This window comes from Legionella cardiaca (assembly GCF_029026145.1).
GTDB classification, from domain to species: domain Bacteria; phylum Pseudomonadota; class Gammaproteobacteria; order Legionellales; family Legionellaceae; genus Tatlockia; species Tatlockia cardiaca.
Genome location: NZ_CP119078.1, coordinates 1,466,652 through 1,482,596, shown reverse-complemented (window position 1 = coordinate 1,482,596; position 15,945 = coordinate 1,466,652). Strand labels below are relative to the sequence as shown.

The window sequence follows — 15,945 nt, the reverse complement described above, 5'->3', positions numbered from 1 at the left end:
ATTTACCTTGCCGTTTCTTTTAAAAGTAGCAATCTATGAAAACATCAAAGCTTTTAGGCGCTTTATGCCTTAGTATGGCAACGTTAAATCCTCTGTGGGCTATTACTTTTGTTCTGCCTGAGCAAGGTGATATGGTCGGTGAGGTACAATATGCTAATCCAGAAGCTGGAGAAACATTAAGCGAAATTGGGATTCGTTTTGATATTGGTTACTATGAAATGGTTCGAGCTAATCCCCATGTCGATCCTGCTAGTCCTCTACCTGCTAATATCACAGTACTTATTCCATCCCAATTTATTCTTCCACCAGTATCACGAAGAGGCATAGTTATTAATTTAGCTGAATACCGTTTGTATTACTTTCCTCCAAATGACAATGTGGTGGTAACAATGCCTGTCGGTATTGGTCGTGAAGGTTGGACAACGCCATCGGGAATAACCAAAGTTATAGGCAAGGAAAGAGATCCTATTTGGCGACCAACAGCAAATGTAAAAGCTGAAGCAGCTAAGCAGGGAGTGCCTATTCCTAATGAATTTCCTGCAGGTTTTGCTAATCCTTTGGGAAGGCATGTTTTACGTTTAGGTTGGCCTACTTACCTCATTCATGGCACAAATCGACGTGATGGCGTGGGAGCAAGGGTGAGTGCTGGTTGTATGAGAATGATGCCTGAAGACATTGAATATTTATTTAGTCTTGTTGCAGTGGGAACTCCGGTGCATGTGCTTAATGAGCCCGTAAAATTTGGATATTCTGACGGAAGCTTATATATGCAGCTCCATCCGTTACTGGCTGAGCAGAAAAATCATAATCTAGATTCATTAGTGTATAGGCAATTAGTGCGAATGGCTGTAGTCAATAAAGTGAATAAGAAAATAGTGCAGTTAGAATTAAGACACCCTAGTGGAGTTCCTAAAAAAATAAGTTAATTCTTTTTTAGCGCAGTGGGAGCACAGGCTATAAGTGAGCAATAAAACGAGTCCGCTGCCCACCAAATCGAGGGGATAATGCCAACCTAACAAGACACACGATGCGATAAGTAATAAATTAATTGGCAGAAATAAATAGAAAAGCAAGCGTGACCAACGAACAAGATAGAGACAAAGCCAAGCCCAGATTGCATGAAAAGAAGGAAAAGCAATCATGCCCCCCTCCATGGTGGACGGTGGGAGATGTTGGTGGATTTCTTTAAATTTAATGCCTGTTGCATATTGTTCTGGAGTAAACAATGGGCTGTTAATAACACTGGCAGGAGCCACAGTAGGATAAAAATAATAAAGTGCAAATCCAATTAGTGCACTTATAAGTAATAAACAATAGTATTCTCGCATATAGAAAAACTTGCGCATGAATATTGTCACTACGGGCAAAATACTCATTTGATAAGGTAAGCTATCATAAATATGAACAAGCAGGGTGGTTAGCCAAGAATGGCTTACTGTCCAGGCGACAATGCTATTTACATTGATGTGTAAAGAGTTTTCTAATTCAATTAGTTGATTATCAATGGGGGCAAAAGGTGTATATTGAATGGCATTGGTGGCTAAAGCAATCACAGACATCACAAGAAAATAATAAATTAATTCTTTCGTTATTTTGACAGCAATACTGCCTCTACCGAATTGCAAGTAGCTACCTATCAATGCCAAAAAAAGAAGAACGGCTATTAAAAACACATCTGGTGGGAAATAATTGTTGCCGGGGTATTTAAAGACTGAAGTGTTAATATAAAGTGCTATGAGGGCTAATAAGCATAGAACAAGGGCGGCGAATAAAGAGCAAGTCTGAGTGTTTCGCTGCATTATTAATAATTATTCAGTGTCATTGTTTTGTCGTTTTTGTTTAATGGCATTATAAATTTCCTCCCGATGAACCTCCACCGCACGTGGGGCCTCGACACCAAATTTAATATTGCCATGCTCTAAGGTTTTGAATGCCACTACCTGAACGACGGTGCCTTTAATATTAACAGTTAACGGTTCTTCAAACGGGATAGTTACGATATTCATAAAAACCTCTTTACTTTTTAATACGTTATATATCATGACCTTATGAAAAGCAATGTTTTCATTATTATCTATCTACGAATGGTATATGACAAAAATTTTCATTTCAGTGAAGTTAGGGGACAGCAACTATTTGAAAAGAGGGTTCACTAAGCCTACGTTTGGGATTTCCCACCGTTTCTGGTTTTGACCTTATTAATACTCACTTTAATTACACCGCTAAGATTCTTGACTCAGGGGTATATGAGCCGAATAGATGATTTAATCGGCTTGATGAGTGAGCCGAATATAAGCTATATTTAAATCATTTGATGAGCCAAATAAATTTCTTAATGGGCTCAAAATGGGATAATTTATGAGCGACACGCAAAAAAATTGGATTTGGCAACAATTAGATTGGCCAAAGTTTCATTGGGATGAAGCAGTAATTCAACCCTTATTACGTGCAGTCAGGTTAAAACAGGGTGTACTTTTGGGAAGAACTGGAGCAGTGAACGATAATATCACACTTGAAGCTTCTCTAGATACATTGCTGCAAAATATCATTGCTTCATCGGCAATTGAAGGGGAACAGTTGAATGCTCAATCTGTTCGGTCGTCACTGGCAAAACGCATTGGTCTGCATCTAAACCAATCCTATCCTACAACAGAACGTTCAGAAGGCTTGGCGCAAATGATGCTGGATGCTATTTGTAATTTGGATTCACCCTTATCATTGGGACGGTTGCTCCAATGGCATGAGTGGCTTTTCCCCAATGAATCAATGTCTCTTTATTCAGTCAGAGCGGGACAGTTGCGAGGTGAAGAGCCTATGCAGGTTGTCTCAGGACGTATTGATAAACCCACAGTGCATTATGAAGCGCCTCCGAGAGACCGGTTAGAATCAGAGTTAGTCAAATTTATAACTTGGTTTAACCAAAGTTTGAAAGAGCCGACTATAGATCCTTTGTTACGAGCAGCTATCTGCCATTTTTGGTTTGTAACTCTCCATCCTTTTGAGGATGGAAACGGACGAATAACACGTGCTCTAACTGATCTGGCATTAGCTCAGGATGATAAGCAGAGTATTCGTTTATACGCCATGTCAACTACTATTCTAGCTAATCGTAATGAGTATTATTTAAAACTAGAAAAAAGTCAGCGCAACACAACAAATATAACCTCATGGTTGTGTTGGTTTTTGCAAACAATGGAAAATAGTCTGCAAACTGCCATTCATAAAATTGACCAAACACTTGCTAAAAGTCGTTTTTGGCAGTCTTTTCAGGATGCGGAACTCACTAAGGAACAATGCAAAATTCTTAATCTAATGTTTGATGAAGGTCACAAAGATTTTGCAAATGGTATCAGTGCATCACAATATAAAAAAATTGCCAAGGTAAGTAAGGCTACAGCTACTAGGCATTTGGCTGATTTACTTGAAAAGGGTTGCATCGAAAAATTACCAGGTGGTGGACGAAGCACGCGATATCAAATTGCCTCGAAATTTATAAAAATAAACTTTGCAATACCAACTAATGTGTAGCACGAGCATTTTTAATTTGATAAGGGCATTAGAAATTTTTTGCGAGGATACATCCTGTATCTTTTTGTTGAGAATGATTGATTTAGTTTAACTTGATTTTTGTAATTGCTGGCACGAACGGCTAAATAGTAATAAATATGTTGTAATATTTGTCGCATGAATGATTTAAAATTGCATTATATAGTCAAAACATGATTTTGCCTGATTCAAACCCAATAAATTTGCTCAAGAGCTAAAAATCAGTTAACATTGTGCGTTTTTTTAACCTTGCCTTACTTTATATTCATGAAGAAGGCTATATCCATAAGGAGAAGTCAGTGAGACATTATGAAGTAGTGTTTCTCGTGCACCCCGATCAAAGCGAACAAGTACCTGCAATGGTTGAGCGTTATGAGGGGATTATTACCAAGCATGATGGAAAAATTCATCGTAAGGAAGACTGGGGTCGTAGACAGCTTGCTTACACCATCAAAGAAGTTCATAAAGCACATTACATATTAATGAATATTGAATGTAATCAGGCTGCACTTGATGAGCTAAAAAATGCATTTAAATTTAACGATGCCATTTTGAGAAATTTAATCATCAAGCGTAAACACGCGATTACTGGTCAATCCGTGTTAATGAAGAAAGAAAAAGACGAAAGAGCAGCCTAAGGAGAATAGTCTATGTCAAATGCATATTTTCGACGTAAAAAAATGCGCTTAAGCACAGAAGGTGCTACTGAAATTGATTATAAAGATATCATCGCTTTAAAAAACTACATTACTGAAACAGGCAAAATTGTACCAAGCCGCATTACTGGTACTCCAACTCGCCCCCAACGTCAGTTGGCACAAGCTATAAAATGGGCGCGCTTTTTGGGATTGTTGCCTTATTGTGACAGCCACCGTTAAAAATGACACGTTTGGGCGAGTTATTGCGTAAACAGGGTCGTTTTCTGTTGGAAAATGATGCCTATGCTTTGTTATACATCGCAATTTTAGCCTTAGTACCCTTTGCGGCATGGTTATCAGTTGCAATTGTAGCACTAATCACATTGCGCAAAGGGGGTAATGCTGGATTTATAGGAGTTTTGGTTGGGATGGTTTCAATGACTGTCTCATCAATATGGTCTATAACTTGGTCTGCAAGCATCATTAACGCCACGTTGGCCTTTATACCTTGCTATTTGACAGCAAGCGTATTGCGTGCCAGTGCAAGTTGGCGAATTGCTGTAGGCTTTATTGTTTTGCAAGCTTTAGTTGTTATTACCTTAGTACATTGGTTAGCTCCAGCGTTCATTAATGAACAATACCAATTTGTTCAAGAGGTGATAAAAGAATTAGAACATGAAGGTGCGATTAAAGATTTGCTTAACAATCAAGATGGATTTAATCCAGTAGTGATTGCCAACTATATTGTAGGAATACAGGCCGTCAGTACAGTGATGTCAGCAATTGCTTCGCTGATGTTGGCACGCTCTGTTCAGGCAAGCTTATTTTATCCTGGTGGATTTCGTCAGGAAATGATTGGGTTTCGTGCCAGCACGTTAGGTGTGATTTTACTGGTAGTTGCCGCACTGGGCGCATACCAGTACAGCCCGCTTGGAATAAGCTGCTTACCAATATTAGTTGTGTATTATGTTAGCGCAGGAATAAGTTTAAGTTTTAATATTTTGACTAAGGGAAAAAAGGGAATCGGCGCATTCCTTTTATTGTTACTTCCATTGGTAATTTTACCCTTTGTCATGTTGCCCATTTATGTCGTTTTAGGTGCTTTAGATAGTTTGTTTAATTTTAGGTTACATTTGCCCGCTAAGTCGGGTGGAAAATAGAATAAGGGGTTTTCAGATGGAAGTTATTTTATTAGAAAAAATTAGGAACTTAGGAAATTTAGGCGATAAAGTAAATGTAAAAGCAGGTTATGGTCGAAATTACCTAATTCCACAAAGCAAAGCTGTATTTGCTACTGAAGAAAATGTTAAGCGCTTTGAAGAGCGTCGTGCCGATCTTGAGAAAAAAGCACAGCAATCTTTGGCAAATGCCGAGCAACGTGCTGCCAAATTAAACGATGTAACTATCGTTATTTCGGCAATGGCAAGCGATGAGGGTAAACTTTACGGCTCCGTTGGTCCGAATGAAGTTAAAGATGCCCTAAAGGCTAAATCAATTGAAGTAAGCAAGCGTGAAATCGTTATGCCAGAAGGTCCTATTCACTCTATTGGTGATTACGTGGTTGAAATTCACGTTCATAGCGATGTTATTGCAAATCTGCAAATTCAAATTGTTCCTGCAAAATAAAAACCCAAAGAGAACCTGCATCATGCAGGTTCTTTTTAATAACTTTCCAAACGCACCACATCAAATGCCGGCTCTTCATAAGGATGACTTGACTTAAGGGCTTGAACTACTTTTGCAATATGCTTGGCAGAGCACAGCATTTCCACTTTATACTCAGAGACAAACGTTAAGATATTAGGTGTGCCAATTGTAGGATTTGCTTCTGTAAGAGGTTTAAATTGACCCTGACCTAAGCATTGCCAGCAACAATGCTCATAATTACCGAGCCTTCCAGCGCCAGCATCAAATACAGCTTGTTTAACTTGTTCGATGTGGCTTTCTGGAACATAAAAAGTTAATTTATACTGAGCTAATTTTTCCACTTAATGTTGCATCCCAAGCTAGGTTTTTGTTCAACAGTGACAGGTTGATCTGACAATAAACTATCTAAGGCGCTGCGGACATGCTCACCTGTGACGGCGGTAGTATTTCCTGGTCGAGAGTCATCAAATTGCCCTCTGTAAACCAAACTAAGGTTGGCGTCAAAAATATAGAAATCAGGCGTACAAGCAGCTTGATATGCTCTGGCAACTTCTTGCGTCTCATCATAGAGATAAGGAAAGGAATAATTTTGCTCGATCGCTGTTTTTTTCATATTCTCTGGTGAATCGTCAGGATAAGCTTCTACGTCGTTTGAATTAATGGCGAGAAAACTTACACCTTTTGCACTGTAGTCTCGTGCTAATTTTGCCAATTCCTTATTTATATGTTTAACGTAGGGACAATGGTTACAAATAAACATAATTACGGTTGCTTTACTATTCCAGGTATTATTTAAACTCACCTTGGTTCCGCTTACGACATCTAATAGAGAGAATTGTCTAGCCTGAGTGCCTAAGGGAATCATATTAGAGGGGGTTTTAGCCATAATTTTAACCTTGTGAAAAAATCAATTTCAAAATAGCGATTAGTGCAAAAAGCGAGTTAAGAACTGCCCATAATAAGGTAATTGTCTTTCCTTTGTAAGCTGTATAAAAAGCATAAATAGCTATAGAAAAACTGCCAATGAAAAACACCCATTGGTTTTCATAGGAAAAACCTACGGAAAGTACAGCAATACCCGCAATGCCGATAAGAAGGAAAATATTATTCAATTGCCCGCTCATAAAATAAAAAGACAACAATTGAATGCAAAGAAGAATAGGTAATGCTAGCTGGAGGGTGGTGCCAATCCCTAATAGAATAGCACCATGACCAGCCATAAGAATCATTTCAAGCGCTATAAAATAGATTAACTTGAAATGAATGGAGGTCAGCAATAACAATGCTGAACCAATGACATAGTATTTCTGCGCGGGGGTATTAGTAAGTCCAAGCAACAGTATGCAAGAACCAATAATACCTATTAGAAGAAATAATTGATCTTGTCTTTTTATATTCACCTATAATCACCAGCGTAAGTAAATTCCTTTTTTGGTTGCATCAGTAATGACCTCATTCTGACCTTTATTTGTAGAAACCCAATAGTTTCCCATATTGCTTAAAGCAAATTTAACGCGCGGATATTGGCAAACATCTAAAACATCGCGACAATCCAAAGTTTTTATTGTTTCATTTTCCTTGATGAAACATTGAAAATGTAAGTTTTCAATGTCTGAAGCAAAAGCCGCCCAATTCAAAGGATCTAATTTTACGTTTAGTGACGGACTCATAAACACTTCACGAGTTTCAATACGCTGTAACTCAATGGGTTGGTTGCTGCGATTTTGAATTAAATAAAAAGATTGTAAACCGTTGTCATTAACGATTAAATGATTTTGGCCAAAGCCAAAACCACTAACTTCACAGCCATGAGGGAATGGTGTTGGTGTGGCGGCTACACTATTTAAGGAAACAGTAATCATTGCTACTGACATGATTGCTTTAAAAAATGACATGAAAATCCTCACAAAAATTTTGGAAGTGCGTATTTTAATGATAACTACTTTAAAAGTGAATCAGCTAATCTATTTACTGTCAGTAATCACTTCAGAATGCGTCATCGGAGAATAAGTTCGATACATGCTTAGGCTTAAATACATCACTACATAGCCTACGGATAAAAACAGCCACGTATAATTAATGTTGGGATAATTCCAAAGAACAAGAGCAGAACTAAGTCCATAAATTAAAGAGAAAGTATGCATAACAATTTTTAGATAACGATATTGGGTTAAGTAATCCAGGCGAGAAGGATAAACGTACTTGATGGGAACAAAAATTAATATACACAAAATCGATAGTATCCATGCATTAGTGTACATTGACGTATTAAAGATGAACATATAAAAAACGGCAATATTCCAATAACAAGGAAAACCTTTAAAGAAATGATCAGGTGTTTTAGCATCAATCTGACAAAATTGATAGGAGGACGTTATTGTAATTGCAGTAATAATGAATAATAAATAACTGGATGGCAACATGTCCGGTTTTACATAAAGGAAAAAACAAGGGGTGATGACGTAGTTTAGGTAATCTACAATGTTATCAAGCAAGGTTCCATCAACATTGGGTAATACTGATTTTACACGCACTAATCTTGCAAGCGTGCCATCGACCGCATCGATTACTACCGTAATTGCCATAAACCATAATGCTTGGACGTAGTTATGCTGGTAAATTTTAATAAGGGTAAGAACACCAAAGAATGCGGCGCTTGCTGTAAAGGCATGCACAGCCCAGGCAACCAAATAATGAGCGGGGTGGTAGCCTAGTTTTTTATTTGTCATTGATTATCCTAGTTCTGTATTAGTTACTCTATCGCACTGCTTTTTGTTTATTTTTTCGACTAGCAGAGTCAATACAATGAAATTATCAAAATAGTAACAACAATCAAAAGGGGTGTGCAAGAAACTAAGAGTGGAATTCAGCATTTTTATACAGATAATCCTCCGTAGATACACTATATTGAGCTATTTGTGCTTTTTATGTCCCCATGCGTTAATGCCTTATAGGGGTTAAATTTTAAGATGAAATTAAATTGGGAAGAAGTCTTGATGAAGATTTTTATATTCTGGGTCTCTATATTTTGAGATTACAGGACTCGTCCGAAAATAATGACGAGTGATAGTTGCGTCTTGACTTGCATAAGCTAAACTGAGAAAAAATACCAGGAGTAATAGCGATGATAATTCGTACTATAAATCCCAGCACGGAAGAGGTCTTAAAAGAGTATAAAATTCTAAGTGAAAAGCAATTATCTGCCTGTATTGATGCTGGACATCTAAGTTTCGATGTCTGGAAAAAAACGCCTTTTTCCCATCGTAAGCAATTGATGCTAAAAATGGCAAAATTGCTCAGAGAAAAAAAAGATGAGCTTGCTTTACTCATGGCTCATGAGATGGGTAAGCCAATTACTGCTGGACGAGCAGAAATTGAAAAATGCGCATGGGTTTGTGAGCATTATGCTGAAAACGCAGAAAGTTATCTACAACCTCGCATTGTTCAAACCGAGATGAGCAAAGCAATGGTATGTTACCAACCATTAGGCATTATTTTTGCGATTATGCCCTGGAATTTTCCTTTTTGGCAGGTATTTCGTTTTGCTGTACCCACGCTAATGGCTGGTAATGCGGCAATTTTAAAGCACGCCCCTATTTCAACAGGTACTGGCAATCGTATTGCTGAGTTATTTGCTGAGGCTGGTTTCCCTGAACATTTATTTCAACATTTTATTTTAGATAATGATTTGGCAGCGCAAGTTATTGCAAATGAGAAAATTAGAGCTGTGACGCTAACGGGTAGTGAAACAGCGGGAGCAACCGTGTCAGCGAATGCCGCTAGTCATTTAAAAAAGGCCGTGCTGGAGTTAGGTGGTAGTGATCCTTATTTAATCCTTCACGATGCAGATCTTGATCTAGCTGCTAAAGCCGTTGTGACTTCGCGGCTTAATAATACCGGACAAGTTTGTATTGCTGCAAAACGTGTCATTGCTGTTGAATCGATACATAATTCGCTTGTGGAGAAAATCCAAAATTTAATGAAAAATTATCATATGGGTGATCCTCTGGATGAAAAAACCAATATAGGACCTATGGCACGTGATGATTTACGAAAAACAGTTCATGAACAAGTTGAAAAGAGTATAAAATCCGGCGCTAAATTAATTGAAGGAGGGGAAATACCCAAGTGCAAAGGGTTTTATTATCCGCCTACTTTATTAGTAAATGTGAAAAAAGGCATGGTTGCTTTTGATGAGGAGATATTTGGTCCAGTGATTTCTATTATTGAGGCAAAAGATGAATCAGAGGCAATTCAGCTTGCGAATCAAACCCAATTTGGATTAGGTGCCGCAGTTTTTACCCAGGATTTAGCACGAGGAGAACATATTGCAAGATATGAAATAGAAGCAGGAGCCTGTTTTGTAAATGCTTTTGTTGCTTCTGACCCTAGATTGCCCTTCGGCGGTATAAAACGTTCTGGGTTTGGGCGAGAATTATCGAAAGAAGGTATTTTAGAGTTTGTAAATACAAAAACAATTGCAATTAATGATAATGCAAAAAAACACTAATCAATTTATTTATATTTCTGCCAAGCAGCAAATGATGCATTGTTTTGAAAATGACAACGCATATAGGATATATTTGGTCTCGACTGGTAAAAATGGTTTAGGGGAACAAAATGGAAGTGGGTGCACTCCTAGAGGCTGGCATGTGATCTATTCGCGTATTGGTCTTAATAAGCCAATTAATACTGTGTTTGTATCGCGCAAGCCTACAGGAGAAACGTATAGTTCGGAGTTGGCTTTGCGATATCCGAAACGAGATTGGATATTAACACGCATTCTTCAGCTTGATGGACTGGAAGAAGGAAGAAATCGAGGAGGGGAAGTCGATAGTTTGCGGCGTTATATTTATATTCACGGTACCCCGGACACAAAAGAACTGGGAAAGCCTGCTTCTCATGGTTGTATTCGCATGCGAAATGAAGATGTCATCGAGTTGACGGACTGGATTATTCCTGGAGCCCGAGTTTATATTGAATAAAATTTAAGAATGAATGCCTGGGAAATTATAAAAAGTGAATTGTTTGATTAAATAAATGCAACACTGGCGTGTAAGTTGTCGTATAGAAGTATATAATTTGCGGCAATTTTATTTTCATGCCTAAAAGAGGTGAATGAATGTCCTATAAATTTGAAGAGGGTAAAGATTTAATTATCGATGCTGTGGTTGAACGAGTCAAAGAGAAAATGGAAGAAGAACAGTCTTCCTTTTGCGCTGAATTTGTTCGCCAGTTCTACGGCACCGTCGCACTCGAAGATTTACGAGAATGGGATACGGAAGATCTTTATGGCGCTGCAGTTAATTTCTGGTCTCTTATTCAGCAACGTGCTCCTGATGAAACGAAAATTCGCATTTATAACCCTGATTTTGAGCGTCATGGATGGCAAACAACCCATACAGTGGTAGAGATTATTACCGAAGATATGCCGTTTTTAGTAGATTCTTTGCGGATGGTAATTAATCGTCTAGGGTTGGTTTCGCATTTAATTATGCATATGGGGGGGTTGCGGTTACAACGTGATAAAAATAATCATGTGACAGCGATTTTTCCACGCAAAAAGGAAGATGATGAGGATCTTGAAGGGGTTAGTACTGAAGCTGCTATCTTTATTGAAATTGACAGACAAACTGATCCCTCAATCCTAGAAGATCTGCATAGCAATTTTGAACGCGTTCTTGAAGATAATCGTATTGTAGTGAAAGATTGGATTCCAATGCGTAAAAAAGTTCGTGAGGCAATTGCAGAGCTCGACCAAGTCAGTTCCGTTCTCGACAAGAATGAAGCAGAGGAAACAAAAGCATTCTTAAATTGGATAGAAGATCATCATTTTACTTTTTTAGGTATTCGTGACTATGAGTTGATACAGAAGGGTCAAGAAACTATTTTGCAACCACTTCCTGAAACAGGTTTAGGTGTACTCAGACAAAGTATGAGTAAATCAAGTGCTCGCAGCATTTCAGCAATGACCCCTGAAGCGAGAGAGTTGACTCTATCAACTCGTATTCTGGTTATGTCTAAAACCAATACAGAGGCAACAGTACACCGTCGAGCGTATACCGATTATATAGGTATTAAACGTTTTAATAAAAAAGGACAGGTTATTGGCGAACGCCGTATTATTGGTTTGTATACCTCAGCGGCTTACAACACAAATCCGAAGCATATTCCGTTTTTGCGTCACAAAGTCGCATTAATTATGAAAAATTCCAATGTAAGTCCTCGTGGACATGCTGGAAAAGTGTTATTAAATATTCTTGAAACGTTACCACGCGATGATTTAATTCAAGCTTCTGAAGATGAAATTTTAGAAATTGCAATGGGCATTTATTATATGCAGGAACGTCGTCGTATCCGCATGTTTGCTCGTGCTGATGTATATCGTCGTTTTATTTCTTGCCTGGTATATGTGCCCAAAGAACGCTTTAATACCGAGTTGCGCCAGGAAATGCAAAAAATTCTCGCAGAAAGTTTTAACTCTCATGAAATTACCTTTTCTACCTGGTTCTCTGAATCAGTACTGGCTCGCATTCATTTCTTGATTCGTACCAATCCTCAAGATACGACCCAGTGGGATTTTAAAGAGATTGAACAACGATTGATTGAAGTTGGGCGTACGTGGACTGATGATTTACAGCATTTTCTTTTTGAAGCCTTTGGTGAAGAAACTGCTAACAGATTGTACAGTCGCTATAAGGGCGCGTTTCCCGTTGCTTATTCAGCAAATTTCTCACCAAGAACGGCTGTTTATGATATCAAGCATATAGAGACATTATCTGCAAAAAATCCTTTAGTGATGAATTTTTACAAATTAATGGATGAAAAAACAGAAAGTTTCCGTTTAAAAATTTATCAACATGATAATACCATTCCTCTTTCTGATGTTCTTCCTATTGTAGAAAGATTAGGAATGAGGGCAATTAGCGAGAGACCTTATGTATTGAAATTTGACGATGGGAAAGAAACCTGGATTAATGATTTTGCTCTACAGTACACTCGTGGAATGCAGTTTGAAATTGATGATATTAAAGATCTATTTCAAAATGCTTTTGCCAGTGTCTGGTTTGGTGAGGCAGAAAATGATGGATTCAATCAACTTGTACTGGCAGCAGAGTTAGATTGGCGCCAAGTAGCTGTACTGCGAACCTATGCAAAATATTTTAAACAAATTGGGTTTACTTTCAGTCAAGAATACATCGAATCGGCTTTGAATAATAATGCCCATATTGCTAAAAAATTGGTTGAATTATTTGACGCACGGTTTAATCCCCGTGCTAATGGAAATAGAGACGAAGATTGCAACCGAATTGCCGAAGAAATTTTTACGGCTCTTGATGATGTGGCTAATCTTGATGAAGACAAAATTATTAGACAGTACGTACAAACAATACGGTCAACGCTACGTACAAACTATTATCAAACTGACAGTAAAGGCAATCATAAGAGTTACATTTCAATTAAATTAAATAGTAAAGAGATTCCGGGGGTACCAAAGCCCTATCCCATGTTTGAAATTTTTGTTTATTCTCCAAAATTCGAAGGCGTTCACTTAAGAGGCGGACGGGTTGCACGTGGAGGTTTACGCTGGTCAGATCGTCGAGAAGATTTTCGTACGGAAATCTTAGGGCTTATGAAAGCGCAGCAAGTTAAAAATGCTGTTATTGTTCCCAGTGGAGCAAAGGGTGGATTTGTTCCTAAACAAATGCCAGTTAATGGAACAAGAGAAGAAATTTTAGCAGAAGGAATTCGATGCTACCAAATGTTTATTCGTGGATTACTGGATATTACGGATAACTATAGCCAAGGCGGTGTTATTAAGCCTGCGAATGTTATTTGCTTTGATGAAGATGACCCCTATCTGGTGGTGGCGGCAGATAAAGGGACTGCTACATTTTCAGATATTGCTAATGAAATTTCCCTCGAATATGGCTTCTGGCTAGGCGATGCATTTGCTTCAGGTGGTTCTGTTGGTTATGACCACAAGAAAATGGGGATTACTGCAAGAGGCGCCTGGGAATCAGTAAAACGTCATTTCTACGAAATGAATCGAGATATTCAAACCAGTGATTTTACTGTGGTTGGCATCGGTGATATGGCTGGAGATGTTTTTGGAAATGGGATGTTGCTATCAAGACATATTAAATTGCTTGGGGCGTTTAACCACGTTCACATTTTCGTTGATCCAGATCCAGATCCGGAAGTTAGCTTCAAAGAGCGTGAGCGATTATTTAATTTACCCCGCTCTAGCTGGACTGATTATGATAAAAAACTGATTTCCAAAGGTGGTGGTGTATTCAATCGTAGTGCCAAATCAATCACTGTTAGTAAGGAAATGAAAGAAGTATTTGGTATTAAGCAAACAGCAATTGAACCTAATGAATTAATCCGGGTTCTTTTAAGAGCGAAGGTGGATTTATTGTGGAGTGCTGGTATTGGAACATTTGTTAAGGCGCAAACAGAAGCCCATACTGATGTTGGCGATAGAACAAACGATGCTATTCGTATTAACGGCAAACAGCTTCGCTGTAAAGTTGTAGGTGAGGGCGGTAATTTAGGTCTAACCCAATTAGCCCGTGTGGAATATGCGGTAAATGGAGGACTTATTTATACCGACTTTATCGACAACTCTGCTGGTGTAAACTGTTCGGATAAAGAAGTTAATATTAAAATTCTTCTTAATAGCATTGTGTCATCTGGCGACTTAACTGAGAAACAACGTAATGAACTACTCAGTGAAATGACAGATGAAGTGGCTGCTTTAGTATTACGAGATAACTTTGCACAGCCACGAGCAATTAGTCTTACCGCAACTCAAGCAGCCGGCTCTGTCGAACTGCATAGCCGCTACATGAATGAATTGGAGCGCAGTGGTAAATTAGATAGAGAGCTGGAATTCCTGCCTAATGAAAAAGTATTAATGGAGCGCAAATTATTGGGCAAGGGTTTAACTCGCCCAGGAATTGCAGTACTGCTTTGCTACACTAAAACGATTCTGAAAGAACAAATATTAGCTTCAAACGTTCCGGAAGATCCTTATCTGAAGGAAACATTGATTGGTTGTTTTCCAAAACCCTTGCAGGAACGTTTCAGCAAGCAAATGCAAGAGCATCCATTGAAGCGCGAAATTATTGCAACGCGATTAAGTAATCTTATTGTCAATGAAATGGGCTTTACCTTTGTTTATCGTTTGCAAGATGAAACAGGCGCTCCCGTTTCAGCAATCGTTCGCGCTTACATGATCGCAAGAAGTGTGCTCGATTTGGAAACTATTTGGAATGAAATTGCAGCCTTGGGAACAACAATTACTGCAGATAAACAAAATGAATTGATGATGCTGTATGTGCGTTTATTAAGACGAATTACTCGTTGGTTCTTGCGTAGTCAACGAATGCGTTTAAACATCAGCAAGGCAGTGAAACACTATGGACCCGGCGTAAAAGCGTTTAAAAAAGCGTTTCCTGCTGTTCTGACTGAAGGCAATCGTGCTCAATATGATAGGCATTTCGCCGAATATGTTGAGTTAGGAATACCAACAGGTTTGGCACATGAACTAACCATCACTCGGGCATTATTCTCGGCTTTAGATGTTATAGAAGTGAGTCACCAAATTGGAATCGACGTTGCTAAAATAGCAGAAGTTTATTTTGGAATTGGTGAATTCCTGGATTTAGCCTGGATTCGTACCCAGGTTATTTCTCACCCAACGGAAAATCACTGGGAATCTTTGTCAAGAGAAGCATTACGTGATGATTTAGATTGGCAGCAAAGACAGTTAACAGCCGCTATTATAAGTATTGCTGATAATAAAAACGACTTCATGCAATGCCTTGGTGTTTGGTCTGAAAACCATGTGAGCCTTATTGAGCGATGGCGCCACGTGCTTGCTGATCTGCGTTCCAGTACAACACTTAATTACACAATGTTCTTTGTAGCTATCAGAGAGTTATTGGATTTAACTCAAACAACGGTGCAAACGTCTACAAAAGAAATTGCGTAAGCCTACTTTCAATTACTAAACGCTGGATGCCTCGGCTTGCTCGAGGGATCCAGTGAATACACAAACTTTATTTGCCATATCAAATAAGCTTGATTGTATTTTCGCTGTCAGTAA

The 15,945-nt window shown here is 38.5% G+C and carries 16 protein-coding genes; 9 read left to right on the top strand and 7 right to left on the bottom strand.

Annotation, left to right across the window (positions count from 1 at the left end; all coding sequences use genetic code 11):
- Positions 1–35 precede the first annotated feature (35 nt).
- Positions 36–926: a L,D-transpeptidase family protein gene (locus PXX05_RS06435; protein WP_275090236.1), complete on the top strand. Its 891-nt coding sequence runs from the start codon at positions 36–38 to the stop codon at positions 924–926.
- On the opposite strand, the gene PXX05_RS06430 is transcribed toward PXX05_RS06435, so the two are convergent.
- Both PXX05_RS06430 and PXX05_RS06425 read right to left on the bottom strand, forming a co-directional pair.
- Positions 888–1,799, bottom strand: a complete 912-nt coding sequence (locus PXX05_RS06430; RefSeq protein WP_275090235.1) for a phosphatase PAP2 family protein — start codon at positions 1,797–1,799, stop codon at positions 888–890. The genes PXX05_RS06435 and PXX05_RS06430 overlap by 39 nt on opposite strands.
- A 9-nt stretch (positions 1,800–1,808) precedes the next feature.
- Positions 1,809–2,006 carry a carbon storage regulator gene (locus PXX05_RS06425; RefSeq protein WP_275090234.1) on the bottom strand — a complete coding sequence of 66 codons (198 nt, stop codon included), beginning with the start codon at positions 2,004–2,006 and terminating at the stop codon, positions 1,809–1,811.
- Positions 2,007–2,358: 352 nt separating this feature from the next.
- Here PXX05_RS06425 and PXX05_RS06420 point away from each other — a divergent pair, with 352 nt between their 5' ends.
- The 5 genes from PXX05_RS06420 to rplI all read left to right on the top strand — a co-directional run bounded on the left by PXX05_RS06420 (position 2,359) and on the right by rplI (position 5,810).
- Positions 2,359–3,528 carry a Fic family protein gene (locus PXX05_RS06420; protein ID WP_275090233.1) on the top strand — a complete coding sequence of 390 codons (1,170 nt, stop codon included), beginning with the start codon at positions 2,359–2,361 and terminating at the stop codon, positions 3,526–3,528.
- A 317-nt stretch (positions 3,529–3,845) separates the two neighbouring features.
- Positions 3,846–4,184, top strand: a complete 339-nt coding sequence (rpsF, locus tag PXX05_RS06415) for a 30S ribosomal protein S6 (protein ID WP_275090232.1) — start codon at positions 3,846–3,848, stop codon at positions 4,182–4,184.
- Positions 4,185–4,196: 12 nt separating this feature from the next.
- Positions 4,197–4,424, top strand: a complete 228-nt coding sequence (gene rpsR / locus PXX05_RS06410) for a 30S ribosomal protein S18 (RefSeq protein ID WP_275090231.1) — start codon at positions 4,197–4,199, stop codon at positions 4,422–4,424.
- 2 nt (positions 4,425–4,426) lie between these two features.
- On the top strand, positions 4,427–5,344 hold the full coding sequence (locus PXX05_RS06405; protein ID WP_275090230.1) for a hypothetical protein: 918 nt from the start codon (positions 4,427–4,429) through the stop codon (positions 5,342–5,344).
- 16 nt (positions 5,345–5,360) lie between these two features.
- Positions 5,361–5,810: a 50S ribosomal protein L9 gene (gene rplI, locus PXX05_RS06400; RefSeq protein ID WP_275090229.1), complete on the top strand. Its 450-nt coding sequence runs from the start codon at positions 5,361–5,363 to the stop codon at positions 5,808–5,810.
- 35 nt (positions 5,811–5,845) lie between these two features.
- Here the strand turns inward: rplI and PXX05_RS06395 are convergent, their stop codons facing one another.
- From PXX05_RS06395 to pcsA, 5 genes are all read right to left on the bottom strand, one after another.
- Positions 5,846–6,172 carry a YqfO family protein gene (locus PXX05_RS06395; protein ID WP_275090228.1) on the bottom strand — a complete coding sequence of 109 codons (327 nt, stop codon included), beginning with the start codon at positions 6,170–6,172 and terminating at the stop codon, positions 5,846–5,848.
- Complete coding sequence (locus PXX05_RS06390) at positions 6,160–6,717, bottom strand: thioredoxin family protein (RefSeq protein ID WP_275090227.1); 558 nt, start codon at positions 6,715–6,717, stop codon at positions 6,160–6,162. The genes PXX05_RS06395 and PXX05_RS06390 overlap by 13 nt, the downstream gene beginning before the upstream one ends.
- 4 nt (positions 6,718–6,721) lie before the next feature.
- Entirely contained in the window at positions 6,722–7,231 is a 510-nt protein-coding gene (locus tag PXX05_RS06385; RefSeq protein ID WP_275090226.1) for a hypothetical protein, read from the bottom strand.
- A gap of 6 nt (positions 7,232–7,237) precedes the next feature.
- Positions 7,238–7,726, bottom strand: coding sequence for an enhanced entry protein EnhB (locus PXX05_RS06380; protein WP_275090225.1), 489 nt, complete (start codon positions 7,724–7,726; stop codon positions 7,238–7,240).
- A 69-nt stretch (positions 7,727–7,795) separates the two neighbouring features.
- Positions 7,796–8,560 (bottom strand): phosphatidylcholine synthase, encoded by a 765-nt coding sequence (gene pcsA, locus PXX05_RS06375; protein ID WP_275090224.1) that lies wholly within the window; start codon positions 8,558–8,560, stop codon positions 7,796–7,798.
- Between the two features lie 395 nt (positions 8,561–8,955).
- On the opposite strand from pcsA, the gene PXX05_RS06370 reads away from it, so the two are divergent.
- The 3 genes from PXX05_RS06370 (at position 8,956) to PXX05_RS06360 (ending at position 15,831) form a co-directional block, all read left to right on the top strand.
- The gene (locus PXX05_RS06370) at positions 8,956–10,341 is read left to right on the top strand and encodes an NAD-dependent succinate-semialdehyde dehydrogenase (RefSeq protein ID WP_275090223.1); all 1,386 of its coding nucleotides are present in this window, start codon (positions 8,956–8,958) and stop codon (positions 10,339–10,341) included.
- Complete coding sequence (locus PXX05_RS06365; protein WP_275090222.1) at positions 10,325–10,816, top strand: L,D-transpeptidase; 492 nt, start codon at positions 10,325–10,327, stop codon at positions 10,814–10,816. The genes PXX05_RS06370 and PXX05_RS06365 overlap by 17 nt, the downstream gene beginning before the upstream one ends.
- 137 nt (positions 10,817–10,953) lie before the next feature.
- Positions 10,954–15,831 carry an NAD-glutamate dehydrogenase gene (locus PXX05_RS06360; RefSeq protein WP_275090221.1) on the top strand — a complete coding sequence of 1,626 codons (4,878 nt, stop codon included), beginning with the start codon at positions 10,954–10,956 and terminating at the stop codon, positions 15,829–15,831.
- Positions 15,832–15,945: the final 114 nt, after the last annotated feature.

Coding starts and splice junctions, on each gene's coding strand:
- PXX05_RS06435 (WP_275090236.1), top strand. CDS start 36: ATGAAAACATCAAAGCTTTTAGGCGCTTTATGCCTTAGTATGGCAACG.
- rplI (WP_275090229.1), top strand. CDS start 5,361: ATGGAAGTTATTTTATTAGAAAAAATTAGGAACTTAGGAAATTTAGGC.
- PXX05_RS06380 (WP_275090225.1), bottom strand. CDS start 7,726: ATGTCATTTTTTAAAGCAATCATGTCAGTAGCAATGATTACTGTTTCC.
- PXX05_RS06390 (WP_275090227.1), bottom strand. CDS start 6,717: ATGGCTAAAACCCCCTCTAATATGATTCCCTTAGGCACTCAGGCTAGA.
- PXX05_RS06365 (WP_275090222.1), top strand. CDS start 10,325: ATGCAAAAAAACACTAATCAATTTATTTATATTTCTGCCAAGCAGCAA.
- rpsR (WP_275090231.1), top strand. CDS start 4,197: ATGTCAAATGCATATTTTCGACGTAAAAAAATGCGCTTAAGCACAGAA.
- PXX05_RS06425 (WP_275090234.1), bottom strand. CDS start 2,006: ATGAATATCGTAACTATCCCGTTTGAAGAACCGTTAACTGTTAATATT.
- PXX05_RS06420 (WP_275090233.1), top strand. CDS start 2,359: ATGAGCGACACGCAAAAAAATTGGATTTGGCAACAATTAGATTGGCCA.
- PXX05_RS06430 (WP_275090235.1), bottom strand. CDS start 1,799: ATGCAGCGAAACACTCAGACTTGCTCTTTATTCGCCGCCCTTGTTCTA.
- PXX05_RS06360 (WP_275090221.1), top strand. CDS start 10,954: ATGTCCTATAAATTTGAAGAGGGTAAAGATTTAATTATCGATGCTGTG.
- PXX05_RS06405 (WP_275090230.1), top strand. CDS start 4,427: ATGACACGTTTGGGCGAGTTATTGCGTAAACAGGGTCGTTTTCTGTTG.
- pcsA (WP_275090224.1), bottom strand. CDS start 8,560: ATGACAAATAAAAAACTAGGCTACCACCCCGCTCATTATTTGGTTGCC.
- PXX05_RS06370 (WP_275090223.1), top strand. CDS start 8,956: ATGATAATTCGTACTATAAATCCCAGCACGGAAGAGGTCTTAAAAGAG.